This window comes from Dechloromonas agitata is5 (genome assembly GCF_000519045.1).
Classification (GTDB): Bacteria; Pseudomonadota; Gammaproteobacteria; order Burkholderiales; family Rhodocyclaceae; genus Azonexus; species Azonexus agitatus.
Genome location: NZ_KI912532.1, coordinates 899,652 through 923,335, shown reverse-complemented (window position 1 = coordinate 923,335; position 23,684 = coordinate 899,652). Strand labels below are relative to the sequence as shown.

At 61.6% G+C, this 23,684-nt stretch carries 24 protein-coding genes; 11 read left to right on the top strand and 13 right to left on the bottom strand.

Features of this window, described 5'->3' with window-relative positions; translation table 11 throughout:
• Positions 1-49 precede the first annotated feature (49 nt).
• The 3 genes from K420_RS0104585 (at position 50) to K420_RS0104575 (ending at position 1,415) form a co-directional block, all read left to right on the top strand.
• Entirely contained in the window at positions 50-373 is a 324-nt protein-coding gene (locus tag K420_RS0104585; protein ID WP_027457014.1) for a DUF4124 domain-containing protein, read from the top strand.
• 9 nt (positions 374-382) lie between these two features.
• Positions 383-1,099 carry a DnaJ domain-containing protein gene (locus tag K420_RS19605; protein ID WP_027457013.1) on the top strand — a complete coding sequence of 239 codons (717 nt, stop codon included), beginning with the start codon at positions 383-385 and terminating at the stop codon, positions 1,097-1,099.
• Positions 1,100-1,166: 67 nt separating this feature from the next.
• Positions 1,167-1,415 carry a hypothetical protein gene (locus tag K420_RS0104575; protein ID WP_027457012.1) on the top strand — a complete coding sequence of 83 codons (249 nt, stop codon included), beginning with the start codon at positions 1,167-1,169 and terminating at the stop codon, positions 1,413-1,415.
• A gap of 3 nt (positions 1,416-1,418) precedes the next feature.
• Here K420_RS0104575 and K420_RS0104570 read toward each other — a convergent pair whose 3' ends face one another.
• The 8 genes from K420_RS0104570 to K420_RS18160 all read right to left on the bottom strand — a co-directional run bounded on the left by K420_RS0104570 (position 1,419) and on the right by K420_RS18160 (position 9,439).
• Positions 1,419-1,736 (bottom strand): thioredoxin family protein, encoded by a 318-nt coding sequence (locus K420_RS0104570; protein ID WP_027457011.1) that lies wholly within the window; start codon positions 1,734-1,736, stop codon positions 1,419-1,421.
• Between the two features lie 10 nt (positions 1,737-1,746).
• Complete coding sequence (locus K420_RS0104565; RefSeq protein WP_027457010.1) at positions 1,747-2,946, bottom strand: cation:proton antiporter; 1,200 nt, start codon at positions 2,944-2,946, stop codon at positions 1,747-1,749.
• Positions 2,943-3,710, bottom strand: a complete 768-nt coding sequence (locus K420_RS0104560; protein WP_035854523.1) for a glycosyltransferase family 2 protein — start codon at positions 3,708-3,710, stop codon at positions 2,943-2,945. The genes K420_RS0104565 and K420_RS0104560 overlap by 4 nt, the downstream gene beginning before the upstream one ends.
• 11 nt (positions 3,711-3,721) lie before the next feature.
• Positions 3,722-4,504 carry a lysophospholipid acyltransferase family protein gene (locus tag K420_RS0104555; protein WP_027457009.1) on the bottom strand — a complete coding sequence of 261 codons (783 nt, stop codon included), beginning with the start codon at positions 4,502-4,504 and terminating at the stop codon, positions 3,722-3,724.
• Positions 4,497-5,342, bottom strand: a complete 846-nt coding sequence (locus tag K420_RS0104550; protein WP_088177828.1) for a MipA/OmpV family protein — start codon at positions 5,340-5,342, stop codon at positions 4,497-4,499. Before K420_RS0104550 ends, K420_RS0104555 begins: the two co-directional genes overlap by 8 nt.
• Position 5,343: 1 nt before the next feature.
• Positions 5,344-6,345: a chorismate transformation enzyme, FkbO/Hyg5 family gene (locus K420_RS0104545; RefSeq protein WP_027457007.1), complete on the bottom strand. Its 1,002-nt coding sequence runs from the start codon at positions 6,343-6,345 to the stop codon at positions 5,344-5,346.
• Positions 6,345-7,679, bottom strand: a complete 1,335-nt coding sequence (locus tag K420_RS0104540) for an NAD(P)/FAD-dependent oxidoreductase (protein ID WP_035855290.1) — start codon at positions 7,677-7,679, stop codon at positions 6,345-6,347. The genes K420_RS0104545 and K420_RS0104540 overlap by 1 nt, the downstream gene beginning before the upstream one ends.
• A 131-nt stretch (positions 7,680-7,810) precedes the next feature.
• Positions 7,811-9,439 (bottom strand): B12-binding domain-containing radical SAM protein, encoded by a 1,629-nt coding sequence (locus tag K420_RS18160; protein WP_035854521.1) that lies wholly within the window; start codon positions 9,437-9,439, stop codon positions 7,811-7,813.
• 176 nt (positions 9,440-9,615) lie between these two features.
• Here K420_RS18160 and K420_RS0104530 point away from each other — a divergent pair, with 176 nt between their 5' ends.
• Positions 9,616-10,224, top strand: coding sequence for a DUF2726 domain-containing protein (locus K420_RS0104530; RefSeq protein WP_027457005.1), 609 nt, complete (start codon positions 9,616-9,618; stop codon positions 10,222-10,224).
• 270 nt (positions 10,225-10,494) lie between these two features.
• Here the strand turns inward: K420_RS0104530 and mnmE are convergent, their stop codons facing one another.
• From mnmE to rpmH, 5 genes are read right to left on the bottom strand one after another with little or no spacing between them, the layout of a single operon-like run.
• A complete protein-coding gene (gene mnmE / locus K420_RS0104525) occupies positions 10,495-11,841 on the bottom strand; it encodes a tRNA uridine-5-carboxymethylaminomethyl(34) synthesis GTPase MnmE (protein ID WP_027457004.1) in 1,347 nt (448 codons plus the stop codon).
• A 3-nt stretch (positions 11,842-11,844) separates the two neighbouring features.
• Positions 11,845-13,488 carry a membrane protein insertase YidC gene (yidC, locus tag K420_RS0104520; protein WP_027457003.1) on the bottom strand — a complete coding sequence of 548 codons (1,644 nt, stop codon included), beginning with the start codon at positions 13,486-13,488 and terminating at the stop codon, positions 11,845-11,847.
• Positions 13,489-13,514: 26 nt separating this feature from the next.
• A complete protein-coding gene (gene yidD, locus K420_RS0104515) occupies positions 13,515-13,724 on the bottom strand; it encodes a membrane protein insertion efficiency factor YidD (RefSeq protein WP_027457002.1) in 210 nt (69 codons plus the stop codon).
• The gene (gene rnpA / locus K420_RS18155; RefSeq protein WP_051452954.1) at positions 13,721-14,092 is read right to left on the bottom strand and encodes a ribonuclease P protein component; all 372 of its coding nucleotides are present in this window, start codon (positions 14,090-14,092) and stop codon (positions 13,721-13,723) included. The genes yidD and rnpA overlap by 4 nt, the downstream gene beginning before the upstream one ends.
• 16 nt (positions 14,093-14,108) lie before the next feature.
• A complete protein-coding gene (gene rpmH / locus K420_RS0104505; protein WP_027457001.1) occupies positions 14,109-14,243 on the bottom strand; it encodes a 50S ribosomal protein L34 in 135 nt (44 codons plus the stop codon).
• A gap of 234 nt (positions 14,244-14,477) precedes the next feature.
• Between rpmH and dnaA the strand changes: the two genes are divergently transcribed.
• The 7 genes from dnaA (at position 14,478) to phnE (ending at position 23,657) form a co-directional block, all read left to right on the top strand.
• Positions 14,478-15,872, top strand: coding sequence for a chromosomal replication initiator protein DnaA (gene dnaA / locus K420_RS0104500; RefSeq protein ID WP_027457000.1), 1,395 nt, complete (start codon positions 14,478-14,480; stop codon positions 15,870-15,872).
• Positions 15,873-16,081: 209 nt separating this feature from the next.
• The gene (dnaN, locus tag K420_RS0104495) at positions 16,082-17,188 is read left to right on the top strand and encodes a DNA polymerase III subunit beta (RefSeq protein ID WP_027456999.1); all 1,107 of its coding nucleotides are present in this window, start codon (positions 16,082-16,084) and stop codon (positions 17,186-17,188) included.
• Between the two features lie 73 nt (positions 17,189-17,261).
• Positions 17,262-19,739, top strand: a complete 2,478-nt coding sequence (gyrB, locus tag K420_RS0104490; RefSeq protein ID WP_027456998.1) for a DNA topoisomerase (ATP-hydrolyzing) subunit B — start codon at positions 17,262-17,264, stop codon at positions 19,737-19,739.
• 298 nt (positions 19,740-20,037) lie between these two features.
• The gene (gene phnF, locus K420_RS0104485; RefSeq protein ID WP_027456997.1) at positions 20,038-20,766 is read left to right on the top strand and encodes a phosphonate metabolism transcriptional regulator PhnF; all 729 of its coding nucleotides are present in this window, start codon (positions 20,038-20,040) and stop codon (positions 20,764-20,766) included.
• Positions 20,767-20,816: 50 nt separating this feature from the next.
• Entirely contained in the window at positions 20,817-21,764 is a 948-nt protein-coding gene (locus tag K420_RS0104480) for a phosphate/phosphite/phosphonate ABC transporter substrate-binding protein (protein WP_027456996.1), read from the top strand.
• A 68-nt stretch (positions 21,765-21,832) separates the two neighbouring features.
• Positions 21,833-22,627: a phosphonate ABC transporter ATP-binding protein gene (phnC, locus tag K420_RS0104475; RefSeq protein ID WP_027456995.1), complete on the top strand. Its 795-nt coding sequence runs from the start codon at positions 21,833-21,835 to the stop codon at positions 22,625-22,627.
• Entirely contained in the window at positions 22,620-23,657 is a 1,038-nt protein-coding gene (gene phnE / locus K420_RS18150) for a phosphonate ABC transporter, permease protein PhnE (RefSeq protein WP_198293794.1), read from the top strand. Before phnC ends, phnE begins: the two co-directional genes overlap by 8 nt.
• Positions 23,658-23,684 lie beyond the last annotated feature (27 nt).

Below are 23,684 nucleotides of genomic sequence, written 5' to 3'. Positions count from 1 at the left end.
CTCGGGAATCTCTAGAATCGCGCCAAATCATCTTGGGTAAATGAGAATAATGCGCATCCATATTGGCTGTACCCTGGCGCTGACCGCCTGCCTGCTCACCGGCAATGCGGCAGCCGCCACTTATAAGTGCACGCAGGCCGGCAAAACGATCATTTCCGACCTGCCCTGCGCCGCCGACGCCAACCGGGTGGACCATCAGGCCGACCGGGTGAGCCGCAGCCAGCTCCGGCAGGCGGAGGTGCAGCACATGCGCAATCACTCGCAGTTGAAGGAACTCGAATACAAGGCCGAACGCGACCGGCGGACGCCGGGTGGCGTGCTGGTCGTCCCCGGCCCGGCCAGCCCGGCGGATATCCCGCGTCGCCCGCGCTGAGGAACCGCCATGGCAAAGACCCTCTATGACCTGCTCGAAGTCAGCCAGACGGCCAGCCCGGAGAGCATCGCGGCCAGTTATCGGCGCTTGCAGGACACCCAGGCGGCGCTGGTCAGCGACCCGGAGCGCGGCGAGGATGCCACCAACCAGTTGATCGCCCTGCGCGAGGCCTACGCCACGCTCTCCGACCCGGTCCGCCGCCAGGCCTACGATGCCCGGCTCGCTGCCCGTACGGCCGATGACGGTCCACCGGAACCGGCCGTATCGCCGCGCCTGCGCCTGGCTGTGCTCGCCGTGTTGATCGGTGCCTGCGGCCTGGGCTACGCCAAATACCAGGCCGACCGCGAGAGGGCTGCCCTTGAACGGGAGCAGGCGGCTGCGGCGGCTGCCGTCCGGCAGGCCGAGATCGCCGCCCAGCAGGAACGGGAACAGGCCGAACGCGACCGGCGGGCAGCCCGCGATGCGGAATACCAGCGCCAGCGCGAGGAAGCCCGGGCCCGGCTCGAACATGAACGCGACCTGGCTTACGGCCGGCAGGTATCGCGTGACGTGCAGCGCGCCGAGCAGCAGGCTGAAAGGGAACGCCAGCGTGAGGCACAGCGCCAGGAACAGGAACGCCTGCGCGAGGAGCAGCAACGCGTGTACGAAGCCGAGCGCCGGCTAGCTCAGGAAAAGGCGACGCTGCGCCGCATCGAGGCCGAGAACGCCCGCTATCCGCGTTACTGAGCCCGGCCTCGGCGGGTACCAGCCACTCTGCTACAGTGGCTGAACCCGATCGGGCAAGGAGCGCATCATGAATGTGACAAACCAGCTGAGCCTGCATGACGCGGCAAAATCCCTGAGTTCGGCAGCGGATGACATCCACGCCATCGAAGTCGAACTCGCCCATGCCATCGAACACGGCGACCTGCACGCCAACGTCAAGCGCTGGGCGACGGAACAATGGGAAGGCAACCAGCTGCCGGGCAATATCAACCGGCTGGAAACCTTCATCGATCCGGCCGAACTGGCGGCCTGGCAGGCGCGTCGCCCGCCGGCCTGAGTCTCAGACGCCAGTCAGGCGGGCGAGGGCTGTCGCAATCGTTGCGGCATCCGCCGGGCGCACCAGGCGCTCGATCTCCTGCCCGTCACGCAACAGGATCAGCGTCGGCCACAGCTTGACGCGGTAGCTGCGCCCGAGCGGCCGGCCGGGGCCGTCCTCGACCCGGATGTGGCGCAGGCCCGCCAGGCCTTGCAGGGCTGCGGTGATGGGTGCCTGCGCCGCCTGGCAGTGGCCGCACCAGTTGGCGCCAAATTCGAGCAGCGTCGGGCCGGGCAGGGCGTCCACCTGGGCGCGGCTCAGGGTTTCCGGTGCATAGGGCATGCGTTCCTCCTCAGGCGCTGCGCCGGATCAGCGATGGCAGGCGGGCCAGCCGCGGCGCGACGACCGGCACGGTGAGCATGGTACTGGCCACCGCCATGAGCAGCAGCGCAGTGAAGGTTTCGCTGGTGATGATCTGCTTGTCGAGCAGGATGTTGGCAAAGATGATCATGATCAGCGCCTTGGTCTGCAACAACCAGCCGATGATACCCGCCTCACCCGCTTCCCATTTCAGGATGCGGCCGGCCAGTTGCACGCCGAGCAGCTTGCCGGCGATCGAGGCAACCAGCAGCAGGCCGGCGGCGACGAAGACGGCGGCCCCGCCGACCTCCCAGTTGGTCCGCAGGCCAGTGCTCAGGAAGAAGACCGGCATGATGACGAGCAGCACGTGGTGACGCAGCAGGTCCATCTTCTCCTGGTCGAACCACTCGGCTTCCATGCTCGCTCCGGCCAGGAAAGCGCCGACCATGAAGTGGAGCCCGGCCCAGTCGGCGCCGAAGGCCACGGCGGCCAGCCAGATCAGCGCGATATACCAGCGGTCGCGCTCGGCCAGCCGGACCATCAGCCGGTGAAAACCCCAGGCGGCGACGGAAAAGGCGACGAGGAAAGCCCCCTGCCGGCCGATGCGCTCCCAGTCCATCAGGATCAGGGCCAGGACGCCCCAGATGGCAATGTCGTCCAGGCTGGCATAGCGCAGGATGCGCTGGCCGATGGGCTGGCGCAGGATGTCGAGCTTCTCCATAAGCAGGATCAGGATGGGCAGCGCGGTCACCGCACAGGCCATGCCGACGCCGACGACGAATTGCCAGGTCTGCGCCTGCCGCCCCATCCAGCCATCGAAGCCGAGCAGCAGCGCGGCAGCCAGACAGCCGAAGAGGAGCGGCGTGCCGAGCGCCAGGCCAGCGGTGATGCCGCTCTCGCGGCGATGCGCCCAGGCCTTCCTGAGGTCGAGCTCGACGCCGGCGATCATCACGAACAGCATCACCGCCCACCACGCGATGCCGTTCAGCGACTGGACGACGGCCGGGTTGAAGACGAAGCCGTAGTAGTCGGGGAAGACCTTGCCGAGGATGCCCGGCCCGAGCAGGATGCCAGTGATGATCTGGACGACGACGAGCGGCGCGTAGTAATCGGTCCGTCCGAGGCGCCAGATCAGCCAGGGAACGGTGAAGATGATCGTCATGGCGATCAGGAAGATTTCCGTCGTATTCATTCGGTGCCGGCCATCAGGTAGCGGATCAGCAGGCGCGGCAGGCGCAGCACGAAGCCGATGAAGAGCCGGGTATGCATCCAGGTGAGCAGTGCGTTGTCGCGCAGGTACTTGAAGTGCGAGACGCCGCCTTCCGCCGCGGACAGGTAGCGTACCGGCGCGTCGAGGTTGAGCGGCCGCACGCCGGCCCAGCACAGGCGGACGACGGCTTCGGGGTCGAAGTCGAAGCGGCGCATGAAGCGGTTGCCGCGCATGATGCTGACCAGCGGCGCGATGGGATAGACGCGAAAGCCGTACAGCGAATCGCCGATGCCCATCCACAGCGTTTCGAGGTTGGCCCAGCCGTTCGACACCTTGCGGCCATTGACGCGGAGGGCCGGCGCCTCCGGCCCGAAGACCGGCTTGCCGAGCACCATCCGTTCCGGCGCGGCCTGCGACGCGGCCATGAAGGTGGGGATCAACTCGGCCGGGTGCTGGCCGTCGGAATCCATGGTCAGGGCGTGCGTGTAGCCCAATGCCGCAGCCTGCGTGATGCCTTCGAGCACGGCGGCGCCCTTGCCGCGGTTTTCCGGCAGCACGATCACCCGCAGGTCGTCGTCGCCCGCCGCCAGGGCCTGCAACTGCTCGGCCGTGCCGTCGGTGCTGCCATCGACCACGACCCAGACCGGTGCCCACTGCGCCCGGGCGGCGCGCACCGTGTCGAGCACCGGCAGGCCGGGGTTGTAGCTGGGAATCAGGACGAGATGGGTCGATGAACGGACGGGCATGGCGGCGGGATTCAGGCGGGGCGGCAGGCCGGCGAGCCGCCATTGTCGCCCAGTTCGGCCCGGAAATAGGCTTCCAGTTCGCCGGTAAAGGCCTGCACGTCGGTTGGCGGCGCAAACCGGCGGCCAAGGCGAATGCGGCAGGTCAGCGGCAGTTGCGGCCGGCGAAAAAGCGGCCAGGCCTTGCCGAGATAGGGCGTCGAGAACTCGATCAGCACGGTCTGCACCGGCACCCGCGCCCGATTGGCGATCAGGCCGGTGCTCGGCGAACAGGGATCGAGCGGGAAGTTGCCGGTGCGCGTCCCCTCCGGGAAGATGACCAGCCGGGCGCCGTCCTGCAAGGCCTGGCGGGCATTGAGGATCATCGCCAGCGGCGCGTCGTTGCGGATGTAGCGGGCGAGGCGGGCCGCCGCGCCGAACAGCAGGTTGTCCATCAGCGACGCCTTCATGACGCACACCGCATTGGGCAGACGGGAGACGATCATCACCGCATCGAGCAGCGAGGGGTGATTGGCGGCAACGATCAGCGGGCCCTCATCGCGCAGGCGATCGAGTTCGCCCAGATCGAAACGGCAGGCACAGCAGATTTCCAGGATGCGCAGATAGCAGCGGAAACCGTTCGCGATGAAGCCACGCCCGATGGCCTGCGCCCGGCGGCGCGGCAGCAGCGGACGCAGAAGCAGGGCAAAGGGCAGCCAGCCCAGGCAGATCAGCGCCAGCGTGCCCAGCCCGATGACCATCGCGATGGTCTCGTACACAGCCCACAGCGGATTGCCGCCCGGGCGGCGATCAGTCATCGACCTTCACGCGGGTCGAGGATTCCCCGAGGATCCAGGTGATGGCGATGCCGCCGGCCACGTAGTCCTTCTGGCGAACCAGCGGGCTGTCGGCGAAGGTGGCACCGCCCAGGTTGTCGTAGCGCACGAAGGCACCGACCCAGTAGCTCGGGAAGCGCTTGGAAACGGCCGCCAGGTATTGCATGCCGGCATAGCCGGCACCCGCCTCGTAGGCCGGACGGGCAGCACTGGCGTATTGCGGGGCGACCGAGTAGTAGTAGGCATGCTGGCGCTGGTCGCCAAACAGCGGGCCAGCCAGCAGGCCCAGATTCCAGCCTGGCAGGCCGGGGAGGTCGGTGATGTCCAGGTTCAGCTTGGGATGGAACACCCAGCCGATGTCCTTGGGCGAACCCTCGACGGTAAAGGCGGCGCGCAGGGGCAGCAGCAGCTTGACGAAGCGGGCGCGGCTGGCCGAGCGCCACAGGGTGAGGTCGATCTGCGGACCGATCTCGAAGGTTGCCTTGAGGTCCGGCATCCCGGTGCGCGCCGCGATGTCGTCGCTGTTTGCCGGCGGCGACAGGGCGGCGGACACCGTCAGGTCGAGACGGTCGGAATCGAAGAAACTGCCGCGCACGCCATGCCGGTCCGCCTTCAGGAATTGGCCGTGGTAGGTGAAATGCGGCACCGGCATCAGGAAATTGTTGCTCTGGTCCGAACCGCGATAAGACGGAAAACTGAAGGCGGCGACGCCGGCGCCGAGTTCCCACAGCGGTTTGTCTTCCGCTGCCTGGGCCGCCGCCATCATTCCGGTCAGGGCAAGCAGCACAGCCGCTTTGCCGGTCATCCACCTTCCAGCCATGTCAGTTCTCCAGCGCATGCGAGGCAAAGGCCTCGATTTCGAGCAGCAGGTCGTCCCGGCAGATGTCGGCCTGCACATAAATCACCTCGGCCCCGCCGATCAGTGGTTGCAGCGTGTCGCGCACCCGGGCGAAATCGTTGGCGTGGCGGACATAGACCCGGTAGCCCAGGGCAGCCAGGCCGAAGGCCGGCGAACGGCAGTAGCGGTTGGCCTCGGCGACGACAGCGGCAATGTTGGCCATGCTCTCCCGGCACTGGGCGACTACGTCGCCCGGGTGCACCGTCTGGTGCCCGACAATGCTCGCCGTACCGGAAACGAACAGCAACTCCTGACCGGCCGGGTAGGCCAGCACAGCGCGGGAAAAGGTCGGGCTGCGCGGGCCGTAGTCGGCCGGGTAGTTGTAGGCGCTGACCTGGCGCGGGTTCTCGACCGGCACGGCGGGCGTCGTTCCGGCCATGAAGGCGATGCTGAGCGGCCCGCCGGCCAGGCCGATGGCACAGGCGGCCGGCACGTTGCCGGTGGCACCGCGCCGGCATGCGAGGAAGGCATCCTGGCGGCCGATATTGAACTGACGATAACGTTCCAGGCCGCCGGTTTCCAGGTTGATGTCGGCCAGGTAGTTCCACACCCGCCACAGGTGCGGCATGTTCTGTGTGTCGAGCAGGCGGAACAGGCGGCGATAGGCTTCGGCGCTGGCCGCCTGCAAAGCCGAGCGGCCGGACGTTCCGGGAAAATCGGCTTCGTCCAGTTCGAGTACGCCGTAGAGCACGCCGTCCGTCCGGCACCAGGCGATACCCTCACTGCACCCGGCCTGCAGCGGCAGATCGCTCAGCCAGGTTTCGTGCATTGCCGGCACTCGGGTGCCGAGCAGGGGTGCGCAGATGCGCTGCACTGGCCAAGCCGGGCCGGCACCGTCGGGCAGTTCGCCGAGCAACGCACCGCCGAGTTCGTGACCGGCTTGCCGGGCGACGGCGGACGGGGAAGAAACGAGTCGCAGCGTCACTAGGCGTTGTAAACGACGTCGTCGTCGACCTTGCGAATGTTGAAACGGCGCCGCTTCCAGCCCAGATAGGCGCGCCGGGGCTGCAGGATGTTGGCGATGTAGTAGAGCATCTTGAAGGCGCGGATCGACGACCAGATCGGCGTCTTGCCGAATATGTCGCCGGCCAGCATGGAGAGCACGGCTTCCTTGGTGCGGAACAGGTTGCGCGGGCCCATGAAGAAGTCGCGCATGATCGGATTGGTCACCCGGTAGATGAACCAGGAAAACTCCTTCGGCCCGTGCTTCATCAAGGCATCGAATTTCTTTAGCGCCGCTACCGCCTTGGCCGGCGTCTTCAGACAGGTGTCGATCGCCTCGGCGGCGATCACGCCGCTGTTCATTGCGAGCAACACGCCGGACGAAAACACCGGGTCGATGAAGGCATAGGCGTCGCCGAGCATCACGTAGTTGTCCCCGTGGTTGCGCTCGGAAACGTAGGAGAAATTACCGGTCGCCTCGACCTCGTTGATCAGCTTGGCTTCGCCCAGGCGTTCAGCCAGTTTCGGGCACTGCGCGATACCGTCGCGCAGGAACTGCTCCAGGCTGCGCTCGCCCTTGGTCTTCATGTAGTACGGCCAGGTCACCATGCCGATGCTGGTCACGTCGTCGCGCATCGGGATGAACCAGAACCAGCCGTGTTCGAACCAGAAGATGGTGATGTTGCCGGCCGCCTGCCCCGGGTTGCGCTTCGCCCCGGCGAAATGGCCGTAAATGGCGGAACTGTTGTGGCGGGGATTGCGATGCTTGATCTGGAAGCGGTTGGCGAGGAAGGTATCGCGGCCCGAGGCATCGACCAGGAAACGGGCGTGCCATTCGATCTCGCTGCCATCGTCGTGGCGGGCCCGCACGAGAACCGTCCGGTCGGGCAGGAAATCGACCCCCCTGGCCTTGCAGCCTTCATGGACTTCGACGCCCTGATGCGCCGCGTTGCGGATCAGGATGGTATCGAACTCGTCGCGCCTGACCTGGTAGGCGAACGGCATCGTCTTGTCCCAGGCTTCGGCAAAATGAAAGACCGACGACGCATCGTGGTGGGGCGAAACGAATTCGGCGCCTGGCTTGAGCATGCCGATCGCCTTCACTTCGTCGGCAATGCCCATGCGCTCGAACAGCGGCAGGTTGGCCGGAAGCAGCGATTCGCCGATATGGAAACGCGGATGGCGGGCTTTTTCCAGCATCACGACGCGATGCCCCTGCTCAGCCAGCAAGGGCGCCACGGTGCAGCCGGCCGGGCCGCCGCCGATGACCAGCACGTCGCATTGCCGACGTTCGATCCTGTTTGCCTGCTGTTCCATCATTGCAACCTTTTGTTGATTTCCGGTGTGGCGATGACCTGGGTCAATGGCCGCAATCGGTCAGGGGTGCCAGGGCTCCCGGCTGGTCTACCCACGCCCGACCCCCGGTTCTTGCGGCGCAAGACCGAAAATTATACCGCTGCCCCGCAGCCTGCACTGTCGTAGGCGACCGGGATGATCCGCTTGGCCGCTTCGCGCCGGGTCAGCTTGATCGGCGACATCGACACGATGTTGTCGATCTGCAGGTCGGTCGATAGCTGCGGCTTCAGGCCGAGGGGCTGGCGCGGATGCAGCTTGAACTCCCGCTTGGCCTTCTCCAGTTGTGCCTTGTTGGCGCTGAAATAGCGCGCCGCCGCGATGGTTTCCGGCAGGTGCTTCATGACGTGCCACAAACTCCAGCGGTGCTGCCACAGGCGTTTCGCGAAGCGTCGGCGATACCCCTTGCTGTCGTAGAAGCGTTTGACGTGCCAGTTGTACAGCGCATCCATCTCCTCGCGCGTTTCGAAACCTTCCGGTTTGTAAACGAAGTTCAGGCAATTCATCAGGCGCCAGTCCTCGATGAAGTCGCCCTTCGGATCGTTGACGCACTCGTCCCAGATCGGTGCGCCATGCAGCGGGCTGAACTTGGTCATGTTCATCTCGTCCAGCCCGAGCGACAGGATGAAATCGCTGGTCGTGCGGACCGTTTCCGGCGTCTCGCCGGGCATGCCGAAAATGAACAGACCCTTGGCGCGCAGTCCGGCAGCGTGGATCTGGCGCACCGTATCGCGCACCGTATCGAGCGTCACGCCGGCCTTGTGACGTTCCATCATCGCCGGATCGGCCGACTCGATACCGAGCGAGACCATCAACGCGCCGGCCTGCTTCAGCTTGTGCAGCATCTCGTCCGAAGTATGCCCGGCCCGGATGGCGCAGTTGAACTGCATGCCGAGCGGCTTCTCGATCAACAGATCGCACAGATCCATCACCCGCTGCTTCTTGGCGGTGAACAGGTCGTCGTACATGTTGATATGCCAGACGCCGAACCTGTCCCGCAGGTATTTCATGTGATCGTAGATGTACTGCGGCGAGTTGGTCTTGTACAGCCGCTCGAACACCGTGCGGTCACAAAATGAACAGGTGTAGGGGCAACCACGCGAGGTGATCATCGTCGCGCCATGGCGCTTCTCGTAGGCGAACAGCGGCAGGTGGTAATCATGCGGAAAACCGGCCAGCTTTTCGTAGGCCGGGAAGGGCAGTTCGTCGAGGTCGACGATACGGTCGCGGCGCGGATTGACGATGATCTGCCCGGCTTCGTTCCGCCAGATCAGGTTGCCAATCTCGGCCAAAGGCTTGCCGTCGGCCAGTTCGAGCATCGCCCCTTCGCCCTCGCCAATGACCAGGTAGTCGATTTCCGGGAATTTTTCCAGGATCGGCGCGCCCAGCGACGAGACATGCACGTTGCCAAAAACGATCTTGATGTCCGGCCGGCGCTGGCGGATATGTGCGGCGATCTCGAAAGCATCCATGAAACCGGAAGTCGTTGCCGAAAAACCCACCATGTCCGGCTCGGTGGCCAGCACGATCTCGGCGTTTTCTGCTGTCGTCGGCGGCGCATACGGCCCCAGGCAATCGTGCAATTGCACCGAGTGGCCGAATTTTTCCAGCCAGGAAGCGAGCTGCATGATGCCGATTGGCGGCATACGGTTGGCCAGTACCGAAAAATCCGGCTGCCCCGGAACAAAATTGAAGCCAGCCGGATGAACGAGCGTAATGCGCATGACAATTGTCCGAACGAAGTGCCGTGATTTTATTAGAATTCCGCAGTTCGCCAGCCTTTCTGCCCGAACGTCGATACGGCGGTTGGCTGAAAGATTCATCAATGGGGTTTACCACAAACGATTGATGGCCGTTTTTATGCCATGATGATGACCCCTCGTTCCGCCTGGGCCATTACATGGACCTTCTGATCATCGCCATCCTGCTCGCCACGGCTGTTCTGGCCGTCGTGCTGTTGCGTGGTCGCAACCGGTATTCGCCCGATTCCGGCAGCAGCGATTCCATCATCGCCGTGCCGAGCCGGACACGGCTGCGCAAGAATCAGCCGTCCATCATCGAGCTCGATCCACAAACCCGTCTGGCCGACACCTCGCGTCGCAAGCAGTATCGTTTGCTCAACGATGCCGAGCAGATCCTCTATTGCCGGCTATGCGAGGCAATGCCCAACATGCTGATATTCGCTCAGGTTGGCGTGGCCCAACTCGCCCAGTTACGTGGCCGCCAGGAAGCGAAGCGCCTGAGCCGGATGGCCGGGCGCGGCGTTGACTTCATTGTCTGCGATAGCGAATTTGCCATCATCGCCGCCATCGAACTGGCCTGGCCAACCGACAGTACTGGCGAGAATTCGCCCGAGGAAGAAAAGCGGCATGCCCTGCAGAGTCTCGGCATTCCATTGATTGTCTATCGCCCGAATCAATTACCCGACGCGGAAACCCTGAGCCGGGAAATCGCCAGTGCCATCGTTCGGCGTAACCGCCTCGAAGCAGAACGCAACAAGGAAGCCTGAATGCCGGCCTGGAGGGCGGCATGTGCTGTACACAGCTTTTTATAAATACCGTGTATACGGTTAATACTGATAATACAGCGTTAACAAGTCTGTGAATAAGTCAGAATAAACGAAACGAATCAGTTGTTTATCGATTCATCCACAGGCTTGGCAAGGCTCTGGATCGCCTGTGGATGAAATCGGGACAATTTTTCAATTTTCTGGAACTAGTGACTTGCCCACATTGCATGGACAAGTTGTGCACAGGCTTATCGACAAGCCGTCAGTGGCTTACTTGCCAATGCAAAAACGGCTGAAAATGACGCCTAAAAGGTCGTCGGCAGTGAATTCACCCGTGATTTCGCCCAGTGCCTGTTGTGCCAGACGCAGTTCCTCGGCAAAGAGTTCAAGGGCAGGCAGAACGCCCTCGACGACGCTGCGGGCCCCGGCAACGTGTTCCTGAGCTGTAGCGAGGGCACGCAAATGTCGTTCGCGGGCAATGAACACATCTTCGGTCTGATGCCAGCCTGCGATACGCAGCAATTCCTGGCGCAGCAGGTCGATTCCCTGATTGGCCTTGGCCGATAGCGAAATGGCAACACCATCGGCTTCGTCATGTCTTTCAGACGGGCGTCCGGCGAGGTCGATCTTGTTGTAGATGGTGATGCGTTGCAGGTTTTTCGGCAGCCGCTCAAGAATTTCACGGTCGGCCTCGGTTACGCCGGTTCGGGAATCAACCAGCAGTAGGACGACGTCGGAGCGCTCGATTTCTTTCCAGCTGCGTTCGATACCGATTCGCTCGACTTCATCGTCTGTTTCGCGCAAACCGGCGGTATCGATGATGTGCAGCGGGATGCCCTCGATCTGGATGGTTGAGCGCAGGGCATCGCGTGTCGTGCCGGCAATCGGCGTGACGATGGCCAGGTCATCGCCGGCCAGGCGGTTGAGTAGCGAGGATTTGCCGACATTCGGCTGGCCCGCCAGCACGACATGAAGACCCGCCTGCAGCAGCTTGCCCTGGCCGGCCCGGTCGAAGATCTCGGCCAGCTTCCGTTGCAGCCGTTCCAGGCGGCCAAAGGCATCGGCGGCCTTGAGAAAATCGATGTCTTCCTCGGGGAAGTCGAGCGTTGCTTCGACCAGCATGCGCAGGTTGATCAATTCCTCATTCAGTTCGCCGATGGCGCGCGAGAACTCGCCCTGTAACGAACGCACCGCCGAACGGGCAGCGCTGGCCGTCGCGGCGTCGATCAGGTCGGCCACCGCCTCGGCCTGGGCAAGGTCCATCTTGCCGTTGAGGAAGGCACGCCGGCTGAATTCACCCGGTTCGGCCAGCCGGGCGCCAAGATCCAGGCAGCGGGCAAGCAGCAGTTGCAGGACGACCGGGCCGCCATGGCCCTGCAGTTCGAGGACATCCTCGCCGGTAAAGGAATGGGGATTGGGGAAGTAGAGCAGCAAGCCAGTGTCGATGGTGCTGCCGTCTGCCGCCAGGAAGTCGGCCAGCGTCGCGTAACGGGGCTTGGGTGACTTGCCGGTCAGCGCAAAAGCAAAGGGCAGCAAATTGCTGCCCGAGATGCGGATGACGCCGACACCACCACGACCGGGGGCCGTGGCGATGGCGGCGATGGTGCCCTTGTTCACACCTTAGGCTTTCGCATCGTTGGCAGCCTTGCCACCCGCATCGATCATGCGGGTGATCTGCCACTGCTGGGCGATGGACAATACGTTGTTGACCACCCAGTAGAGAACCAGACCGGCCGGGAACCAGAAGAACATCACACCGAAGATCAGCGGCATGGCCATCATGACCTTGGCCTGAATCGGATCCGGCGGCGTCGGGTTGAGCTTGGTCTGGATGAACATCGACGCCATCATGATGACTGGTAGGATGAAGTAGGGGTCCGGCGAAGCCAGGTCGGTGATCCAGCCGATCCACGGCGCATCGCGCATTTCGACCGCGCCGAGCAGCACCCAGTAGAGCGCGATGAAGACCGGAATCTGGATCAGGATGGGCAGGCAGCCGCCGAGCGGATTGACCTTCTCCGTCTGGTACAGCTTCATCATTTCCTGGTTCAGGCGCTGCTTGTCGTCGCTGAAACGTTCCTTGAGCTGCATCAGGCGCGGCGTGAGCAGCTTCATCTTGGCCATCGACTTGTACGACGCGGCAGACAACGGATAGAACACAGCCTTGATGCCAATGGTCAGGACGACGATCGCCCAGCCCCAGTTGCCGACCAGCTTGTGGATGGCTTCCAGCGCCCAGAAGATCGGTGCGGCGACGACGGTCAGCCAGCCGTAGTCGACCACCAGGTCGAGACCCGGGGCAACCTGCTTGAGGGCGGTCTGTTCCTGCGGGCCGGCATACAGACTGACACCGGATTCCCCCTTGGCGCCCGGCGCAATTTCGGCCACCGGCACGATCACGCCGGTCTGGAAGACATTGCCACCTTCCAGCTTGCGCATGTAGAACTCGCGCGGCGTCTTGTCCTTGGGTACGAACGCCGCAACGAAATAGTGCTGGACCATGGCCAGCCAGCCGTTATCGGCGGTCTTGGCGAACTTGGCTTTGTTATCGGCAATATGGCCGAAATCCACCTTCTGATATTTCTCGGCCTCGGTATACACGGCCGGGCCGGTAAAGGTGGACACCATCGCGGTTTCGCCGGCCGGTGCCTTGTCGTCGCGCTGCAGCTGGAAATAGGCGTGGGGGGCAATGGCCTTGTCGCTGCCGTTGGCGATTTCCCAGCTGACGTCAATCAGGTAGGAGCCGCGCTTGAAGGTCAGCAGCTTGGCGACCTTGATGCCGTTTTGCTCGGCTTCCAGACGCACTTTCAGCTCATTGCTGCCCTCGGCCAGTTCGGAAGCGCCGGCGATGCGGGTGAAGAGCGTGCGATGGGTGGGCAACCCTTCGCCAATCAGGCCGGACTGGGCAAAATACTGGTGCTGTGCATCGAACAGGACGAAATTCTGGTCCTTCTTGTCGTGTTCCCGGTATTTCAGCAGTTCCAGCTTGACCACGTCCCCGCCTTGCGCCGAGATGGTCGCCTTCAGCAGGTCGGTACTGACCGTGAAGGTTTCGACCGTACTTGCCGGAGCGGCGACAGTCGGCGTGACAGGCGCAGCCTTGCCCTGCAAGGTGGCCGACGGCACTGGCGCAGCGCCCGCTGCCTGGCCGGCCGCCGCGACTTCTGCAGCCGGTTTCGGCTGGTTGTACTTCTGCCAGTTTTCCCACAGCATGAAGCTGGAGAACGTGAAGATCAAAACCAGTATCAGGCGTCGAGTATCCATGAACAGCCTACGCAAAAATTCTTGAATCAGGGTACAGGATCATACCCGCCAGGATGCCAGGGATGGCAGCGGCAGACACGTTTGACGCCCAGCCAGCCACCCTTGCAGGCACCGTACTTCTGTACTGCTTCGACGGTATATTCCGAACAGCTCGGGAAATACCGGCATCGGCGCCCGAGCCAGGGGCTGATCGCGTACTGATAGATACGCACCAGGCCGACCAGCAGGCGCTTCATTCATTCTCCCGCTTCGGCCGTGGCCGTTGCAGCTTGTCGAACAGCATGACGATATCGTCGGCAATCTGCTTACCGTCGAGCGGAGCGGGTTTGACCGCCAGCCGGACAACAATATCCATCACCGGCAGGCTGGCCCGGCGCAGCCGGAATTGTTCGCGCACAATACGCTTCAGCCGGTTGCGGTCTACCGCATGCTTGAGCAACTTCTTGCCGACCACCAGGCCGAGCCTGGCATCGGTCATGCCTGCGGCGCGCGGCTGATAATGTAGCATCAGCAACTTGCCACGAATCGCCCTCCTGAAACCAAAAACGGATGAAAATTCATCCGTTTTGGTCAGGCGATAGCGTCTGGCGAAGCTTTGATCCACCTCGCCGGATTCCGGCTTATACAGCCAGGCGCTTGCGGCCCTTGGCGCGGCGAGCAGCGAGAACGGCACGGCCGCCCTTGGTGCGCGAACGAACCAGGAAGCCATGGGTGCGCTTGCGGCGCACGACCGACGGTTGATACGTGCGTTTCATGTCGTAATCCCTTGATGTGCTAAGAAAAACACGCGATTAGACCTTGTCCCGGTCAGGTTTGTCAAGGCCATTTATTTCGCAAAGCTGTGGATAACTCGCCGGATGGCGGGTAAAATCATCTGTTCGTCAGGCATCGGACGGTTTCTGACGAATCCAAAATATTTTATACAAATCATAGATTTATTAACCGCCATCGAATCGGAATCGGATGCGCGGGGAGGAGTGTTTTCGTCGATGGCCGGTTTTTGGGAATCCTGTCTGCAACGCTTCGAGCAGGAACTGCCCGCGCAGCAATTCAACACCTGGATCAGGCCCTTGCGTCTTGAAGGCGAAAGCACGGCGCTGGAAAGCGGGCTGCGTCTGGTGGCGCCGAACGGTTTCATCCTGAAATGGGTGCGCGACCGCTATCTGTCACGCATCGAGGACTACAGCCAGACTTTCTTTGCCGGCCCGGTCACCATCGCCCTGGTCATCGGTAGTGGCAAGGTCGCACCGCCCCGCGCCGAAACGACCCCGGAAGTCGCCGAGAGCAAGCCAGCCAAGCCGGGTGCGCCGGTCGAGCGCAAGGGCAGTGCCCAGGAAAAACCGGGGACCCGCAAGAACAACTACGAAAAATCCCGTCTCTTTCCGACCTTCACTTTCGACAACCTCGTCGTCGGCAAGGCCAACGACCTGGCCCGCGCCGCTGCCGTGCAGGTCGCCCACAACCCGGGGGGTGCCTACAACCCACTGTTCATCTATGGCGGTGCCGGGCTTGGCAAGACCCACCTGATCCACGCCATCGGCAACACCATCCTGGCCGAGAACCCGGAAAAGGTCGTCCGTTATGTCCATGCCGAGGATTATTACTCCGACGTGGTGCGTGCCTACCAGCAGAAATCCTTTGACAGCTTCAAGCGCAACTACCGTTCGCTCGACGTACTGCTGCTTGACGACGTGCAGTTCTTCAACGGCAAGAACCGCTCGCAGGAGGAGTTCTTCTTCCTGTTCAACGCGCTGATCGAGGCCCGCAAACAGATCATCATTACCTGCGACACCTATCCGAAGGATATCAACGGCCTGGATGACCGCCTGGTCACCCGGTTCGACTGGGGCCTGACGGTGCAGATCGAGCCGCCCGAACTGGAGATGCGTGTCGCCATCCTGAAGAAGAAGGCCGAGGCGGAGGGCATCCAGCTCGACGACGAAGTCGCCTTCTTCATCGCCAAGCACCTGCGCTCCAATGTGCGCGAACTGGAAGGCGCCCTGAAGAAGGTGCTGGCCTATTCCTCCTTCCACGGCCGGGCCATTGCGCTGGACCTGGCCAAGGAAGCATTGAAGGACGTCATCGGCTCGGTACGTAACGTTGGCATCGACAATATCCAGAAGACGGTGGCCGACTATTACAAGATCAAGGTCGCCGACCTGTTCTCCAAGAAACGGACACGGGCCATCGCCCGGCCGCGCCAGGTGGCGATGTGGCTATGTCGTGAAGTGACCTCGCACAGCTTCCCGGAAATCGGCGATGCCTTCGGCGGGCGCGACCACACGACGGTGATCCATGCAGTGAAGACCATCGATAGCCTACGCAGCAAGGAAAACGAGCTGAACCACGATTTGCACGTGTTGTTGCAAGTACTGAAAGGCTAGGGCTGTCGATAAACCTGTGCAGAACTTGTCGGCGCTTTGTGAATCATCAGGCGAAAGCGGCTTTGTGGGAAAATTATCCGGATTTCATCCACAGGCATTCCAGAGACTTTCGCAGACCGAATTTTTGATTTCAAGACACTGAAGTAAAACGAAAAATTTCAGTTATCCACAGAATTGTTCCCGATATAGTCTATAAAGGAATTTAATTTATGGTTCTTATTAAAACCCAAAGAGACACGCTTCTGGCCCCGCTGCAGTCTGTGTCGGGAATCGTCGAGCGTCGCCACACCCTGCCCATCCTGTCCAACGTGCTATTGGAAAAGCGGGGCGAGCGCCTGACGCTGCTGGCTACCGACATTGAAATCCAGATCACCACGACGACCGAAGGGGCTGGCGGCGAGGGTGACGGCGCAGTGACGGTTGGCGCCCGCAAACTGCAGGAAATCCTTCGCTCGTTGCCCGATACGAACGACGTCAGCCTGGTGCTCGAAGACAAGCGTCTGCAGGTCCGTGCAGGCAAGAGCCGCTTCAGCCTGCAGACCCTGCCGGCCGATGATTTTCCGCGCATGACGATCAGCGAAGGCGAGACCAGGCAGTTCTCCATTTCGCAAAAAGCTTTCCGCCAGTTGCTGGGTAAGACGCAGTACGCCATGGCGGCGCAGGATGTGCGTTATTACCTGAACGGCCTGCTGTTGCTGGTCGAAGGCACCGAACTGCGCGCCGTGGCCACCGACGGTCATCGCCTGGCGTTCGCCAGCGTCGGTATCGAGGCCGAGTTGCCGCGCCAGGAAATGATCCTGCCGCGCAAGACTGTGCTCGAACTGAACCGCCTGCTGGTCGATACCGACGATGCGCTGAACATCACATTGACGGCCAATCAGGTCCGCTTCGCCTTTGGCAACATCGTCCTTGTCTCCAAGCTGATCGACGGCAAGTTCCCGGACTACGAGCGCGTCGTACCGGCCAGTCTGCGCAACCACATGAAGGTTGGCCGGCAGACCCTGATGCAGGCCATGCAGCGCGCTGCTATCCTGACCAACGAGAAATTCCGTGGTGTGCGTGTCGTGCTCAGTGAGAACAGCCTGAAGCTGATCGCCGCCAACGCCGAGCAGGAAGAGGCACAGGAAGAAATCGAAGTCGATTACACCGGGGAAACCATCGATGTCGGCTTCAATGTCGGCTACCTGCTGGACGTGCTGAATAACGTCCATGCCGATGAAATCCAGTGGAGTTTCAACGACGCCAATTCGAGCGCCCTGATTACCCTGCCGGGTAACGAGCGCTTCAAGTACGTCGTGATGCCGATGCGCATCTGATTGTCCGAGCAGCATCCCTGGAAGGTCTGTCCAGCCGGGCAGACCTTTTGCAGTTTCACGTGGAACCAAAACAATGAGTGAAGAGAACGTCCCGCAAAGCGCCGCGCCGGCCTACGGCGAATCCAGCATCCAGATCCTCGAGGGACTGGAAGCCGTGCGCAAGCGTCCCGGCATGTACATCGGCGATACGTCCGATGGCACCGGCCTGCATCACCTGGTCTTCGAAGTCGTCGACAACTCGATCGATGAAGCTCTGGCCGGGCATTGCGACGACATCGTGGTCACCATTCATACCGACAACTCGATTTCTGTCTCCGACAACGGTCGCGGTATCCCGACCGGCGTCAAGATGGACGACAAGCACGAGCCAAAGCGCTCGGCGGCCGAGATCGCGCTGACCGAACTGCACGCTGGCGGCAAGTTCAACCAGAACTCGTACAAGGTGTCGGGCGGCCTGCACGGGGTGGGTGTTTCCTGCGTCAATGCGCTGTCGAAATTCCTGCGCCTGACCATCCGCCGCGATGGCAAGAAGCATTTCATGGAATTCTGCCGGGGCGTGCCGGTCGATCGCGTCATCGAAACGCGTGACGGTTTTGAGATCTCGCCGCTGAAAATCCTTGGTGATACCGAGAAGCGCGGGACCGAAGTGCATTTTCTGGCCGACGAGGAAATCTTCGGCCATGTCGAATTCCACTACGAAATCCTCGCCAAGCGTCTGCGCGAGCTATCCTTCCTCAACAACGGCGTCAGCATCAAGCTGGTCGACCAGCGTTCCGGCAAGGAAGAACTGTTCGCCTTCGCGGGCGGCGTGCAAAGCTTCGTCGAGTACGTTAACCGCACCAAGTCGGTCCTGCACCCCAAGATCTTCTACTCGTCGGGCGAAGCCAAGGTCGGTGACACTGGCGTGACCATCGGCGTCGAAGTGGCGATGCAGTGGAACGATTCCTACCAGGAACAGGTGCTCTGCTTCACCAACAACATCCCGCAGTCGGACGGCGGCACCCACCTGACCGGCCTGCGCGCCGCGATGACCCGTGTCATCAACAAGTACATCGACGAAAACGAGATCGCCAAGAAGGCCAAGGTCGACATCAGCGGCGACGATATGCGCGAAGGCCTGGCCTGCGTGCTGTCGGTCAAGATGCCGGACCCCAAGTTCGCCTCGCAGACCAAGATGAAACTGGTCTCCTCGGAAGCCCGTCCGGCTGTCGAAGAAGTCGTTGCCCAGAAGCTGGCCGATTTCCTGCTGGAAAATCCGATCGATGCCAAGACCATCTGCGGCAAGATCGTCGAAGCCTCCCGGGCTCGCGAAGCGGCCCGCAAAGCGCGCGAAATGACCCGCCGCAAGGGCGTGCTGGACGGCGTCGGTTTGCCCGGCAAGCTGGCCGACTGTCAGGAAAAGGACCCGGCGCTGTGCGAAATCTACATCGTCGAGGGTGACTCCGCCGGCGGCTCGGCCAAGCAGGGCCGCGACCGCAAGTTCCAGGCCATCCTGCCGTTGCGCGGCAAGGTGCTCAACGTCGAGAAGGCCCGCTTCGACAAGCTGATCTCCTCCGAGCAGATCGTCACGCTGATCACGGCGCTCGGTACCGGCATCGGCAAGGATGATTTCAACGTCGAGAAGCTGCGCTACCACCGCATCATCATCATGACCGACGCGGACGTCGACGGCGCCCACATCCGGACCCTGCTGCTGACGCTGCTTTACCGCCAGATGCCGGAACTGGTCGAGCGCGGCTACATCTACATCGCCCAGCCGCCGCTCTACAAGGTCAAGCACGGCAAGACGGAGCGTTACCTGAAGGACGACCAGGAATACAACCAGTTCCTGCTCAACATGGCGCTCGACGAGGCGGTACTGACGCCGCGCGCCGGGGCTGACGGCATCAGCGGTCCGGCCCTGGAAGCCCTGGCCCGTTCCTGGCTGGCGACCGAGGCGGTGATCGATCGCTTGTCGCACATCATCAACCCCGAAGTGCTCAACGCCATCGTCCGCCACAACCTGGCCATCGACCTGTCCAGCGAGGACAAGGCGCGGGCCAGTGGCGAACTGATCGCCGCCCACATTTCGGCCGGCACGCGCATCGTGCCCAAGTTCGACGACATTCAGGAACGCTGGATCCTGCGCATCGAGCGCATGCACCACGGCAACCTGAAGGTCGGCCTGATCGACGAGGACCTGCTGCTCTCCGGTGACTTCCTGCAACTCAAGCGGACGGCCGAAACCCTGGCCGGCCTGTTCGGCGCCGGGGCGGTGATGGCGCGCGGCGAAAAGAAGCAGGTTGTCGGTAATTTCGGCGATGCGATGAAGTGGCTGCTCAACGAAGTCGAACGCGGCATCAGCAAGCAGCGCTACAAGGGTCTGGGCGAAATGAACCCCGAGCAGTTGTGGGAAACGACCATGGACCCCAAGGTACGCCGCCTGCTGCGTGTGCAGATCGACGATGCGATCGCTGCGGACGAAATCTTCACCACGCTGATGGGCGAAAATGTCGAGCCGCGCCGCGAATTTATCGAAACCAATGCGCTCAACGCACGGATCGACATCTGATGCCGGGTTTTGTAGGATCCAGCTTAAGTCTGGATTTTTCCAGTTTTTCTGGATTTAGCTGGATTTGAAAAGCCGACCGCCCAGGTCGGCTTTTTTACCTTCTGCTTCTCGGCCAATCCGGCCGTTGAGTCTGACTCTGAAGAACGAGCGATTTTCATCAGTCAACAGACCTAGATCAGCTCAGCTTTCGCCTGGTTCTCATTCCTCCTGTGCAGTACCTGTTTGTCGCGGCAACGTCATATCAGCGTAACACTCAATAGGTATCGTGCCGGTCATCCACTTATCTAGATGACTACACATGAGCCTTTACGCCGTCACCCGTGAATCCGGTGAAGCCCTGTACGCCCAGATTGCGAGGCAACTGGAACAGGAAGTATCCGGACTGTACGCGCCCGGGGATTTCCTCCCTTCGGAAGGTGATCTGGCAGCACGATTTGGCGTCAATCGCCATACCTTGCGCCGAGCTATCGACGAACTGGTCGATACAGGGATGGTCGAGCGCCGTCATGGCAAGGGAGTAGTCGTTTTGGATAGCCAACTGGACTACCAGATTGGTACAGGCACCCGTTTCACTGAAAACCTGGCAGCCCTCGGCATGTTCACGGCCAACCGGATTCTCCGCAAACAGACCTTGCCTGCCATCAAGAGGGTAGCCGAGCGACTGGCCATTAGGGAAGGCGACCCGGTGCACTGGATCGAGACGCTGCGCACGGTCGACGAACGTCCCATGTGCGTCATTTCCCATTTCATTCCCGCAGAACGCTTCCCTGACCTGCTGTCGCGCTACCTCGGCGATTCGCTGCATGCCTTTCTCGCCGCCGAGTATGGCTGCCAGCTACGTCGCATCGAGAGTCTGGTGACGGCGGTGCTCCCGCAAGGAGATGACGCCAAGTGTCTGGGAATGCCGCAGAACCGGCCGGTGCTGCGGGTCAAGAGTGTCAACGTAGACGACCGGGATGGAGCCCCGGTCGAATACGCGATTACCCGGTTCCGTGCAGACCGGATCCAACTGCGCATCAATCCCTGAAGGTCGCTCAAACCTCACCTTTTGTCACCCCACTTGCAGGAGCCTGAATAATGTATCTGAAATCCACCCTTCGCCGCCAGTTGCTGGCGCTTGGCATGGCCGCCGCTGCGGCACTGCCGATCACCGGCTTTGCCCAAGTCCAGCACGATGGCAGCGCCGCCAAGCCGCTGCGCGTCATCCTCATTCCAGCCGACGGTGGTACGGAAGACGGCACCAAGAAGGATTTTCAGCCGATTTTCTCGGCCATCGAGCAGGCCACCGGCCTGAAGTTCGATCTCAAGGTTGGTCAGAGCTATTCGGCTGTCGTTGAAGCCATGTGCAATGGCGCTGCCGATATTGCCTGGTATGGCCCGGCCTCTTATCTTCAGGCCAAGGGGCGAGGTTGCGCCGAGTTGTTGGCTTTGGCGGTTCGTCATGGCGACTCGGTTTACTACTCCGGCATTTTTGCCCGTACCGATAGCGGCATCAACAAGCTGTCCGACCTCAAGGGCAAGAAAGTCGCCCTGGGTGACGTGAACTCGACATCCAGCTTCAACGTACCGGTCGCGATGATGATCGAGAGTGGCCTGCAACCCGCCCGCGACCTTGGCGGCATCAACATGGCCGGCAGCCACGCCAACGTTCTCAAGGCAATGGCCGAAGGGTTGGTCGACGCTGGCGGCGCTTCTTTTGACTCCTTTGAGAAAGCGGTCAACAGCAAGGCAATCGATCCGAGCAAGGTCAAAGTCATCGTCAAGAGCTCGCCGATTCCCTATCCGCCGCTGGCTATTCACCCGAAGGTCGATGCCGGCATCAAGGGCAAGTTGAAGGACGCTTTCAACCAAGTCGACAAGCTGCCTGGCATCACCAAAGATCAGATCCGTGGCTATGGTGGTGGCAAGGTTGACGGCTATACCGCAAATGTCAGCGAAGGCGACATGGCAAAGGCCGGCAAGATGTTTGAACTGGTCACCGACCAAGTCAAGCAAGACATCATGAAGAAGGCCAGCACCCGCTGATCCGCCTTGCCTATAACAAAACTGGCACGACTCCGGTCGTGCCGGACAGGATTCTGAAAGGCGAAGCCATGATCCACTTCGACAATCTCGGCAAAGCGTGGCCAGACGGCACCAAAGCGCTGAGCGACATTTCACTGCATATTCCGCGCGGTCAGTTCTGCGTCATCCTCGGCCCCTCGGGTGCCGGCAAATCGACCCTGCTGCGTGCGGTGAATGGTCTGATGCACCCAACGCAAGGCCAGGTGCGCATCGACGGCACGGCACTGACACACGCCACCCAAAAGCAGTTACGCCGCCGCATTGCCATGATTCACCAGCATTTCAACCTAACCTCGCGATTGAGTGTTGCCGCCAATGTTCTGTCGGGCTTGCTGCCGGTAGTTTCCACACCCCGCGCCCTGACAGGCTGGTTCCGGTCGGAGCACCGCCGCAAGGCTTGCGGATTGCTGCAACGGGTCGGGCTGGCACCGACCCACCTGAAACGCCGTGCTGGCGATCTCTCTGGCGGCCAGCAACAACGGGTCGGTATTGCCCGAGCCTTCATGCTCGATCCGGAGGTCGTTCTTGCTGATGAACCGGTGGCCAGTCTCGACCCCAAGATTTCACGCGACATCCTGACGCTGATTCGCGATGCAGCACGTGAGCACAACACGACGGTGCTGTGCAGCTTGCACCAGATCGATCTGGCGCGGGAGTTCGGTGACCGCATCGTTGGCATGCGTGACGGCAAGATCGTTTTCGACGGCACGCCCGCTGAGTTCACCGATGAACGCGTATCCGCCCTGTATCACGGCGCACATTGGGAAGATCCGCCCAAAAAGGCAGAACCGGAAGCCGCCGGTTTTGAACTCGCACATGTCTAAGGTTGCCATGCAAAAACCCATTCCCGTTCCCGCGCCGGGCAGCCAGGTGCATTGGCATCTTGATGCGCCTTATTCGTTGAGACATCTCCTGATCATTGCCGCCATCTTGATCGTACTAATCCTCACGGGGCAGAGAACCGAGATGGACAAGATGGTCATGATGACGACCGAGGCCGCTGGCAAGTTGCTTGGCGTTGCCGACGATTCCCAGGTGGTAAGAGGTCTCTCCCGGGTTGCCACCTCAATGTGGCCGCCTGTGCTCGGTGAAACGGAGGAAATCTCCCGCCTGCCAGAGTTCAAACGCGATCAGCTTCCGATTCTCTCGCGCATCGAAGTTCAAGAGCGCGTTGAGCAACGCATGAACACTGAAACGCTTCAACTGGAACCACACTCAGAATCGGTCGAGGTGCTGGTCAAACCCGTCGGCTATGTAGTGTCGGTGTTCATCAAGATGATCGAAACGCTGGAAATCGCTCTCTGGGGAACGATCATCGCAGTCATCCTTTCCGCGCCGCTCGCTTACTTCGCGGCCCGCAACTATAGCCCGAACCAGGCGAGCTACACCGCAGCAAGAGGCTTCATCAGTCTGCTGCGTTCCGCTCCGGAACTGATCGTCGCACTCTTCTTGGTGCTGGCTTACGGTTTCGGGCCGATTGCCGGTGTGCTGGCCCTGGGGCTGCATGCGGCGGGTTTTCTCGGCAAGTTCTACGCCGAAGACATCGAGAACGCTGACAAGAAGCCGCAGGAGGCGCTCGAAGCGATTGGTGCCGGCAAGCTGAAAACGCTTTGGTATGGCGTCGTACCGCAAGTGCTGCCGCAGTACATAGCCTACACCGCCTACATTCTGGATCGCAATCTGCGTATGGCAACCGTCATTGGTCTGGTGGGTGCGGGTGGCATCGGGCAGGAACTAAAGGGGCGTTTCGACATGTTCCAGTACGGCCACGTCATGACCATCCTGATCGCCATCTTCATCTTCGTTTTCATCCTTGATCAACTGTCGGCGCGCATCCGCAACAAGCTGATCTAAGCATTGGCTTCATTTTTGCCAAGCACA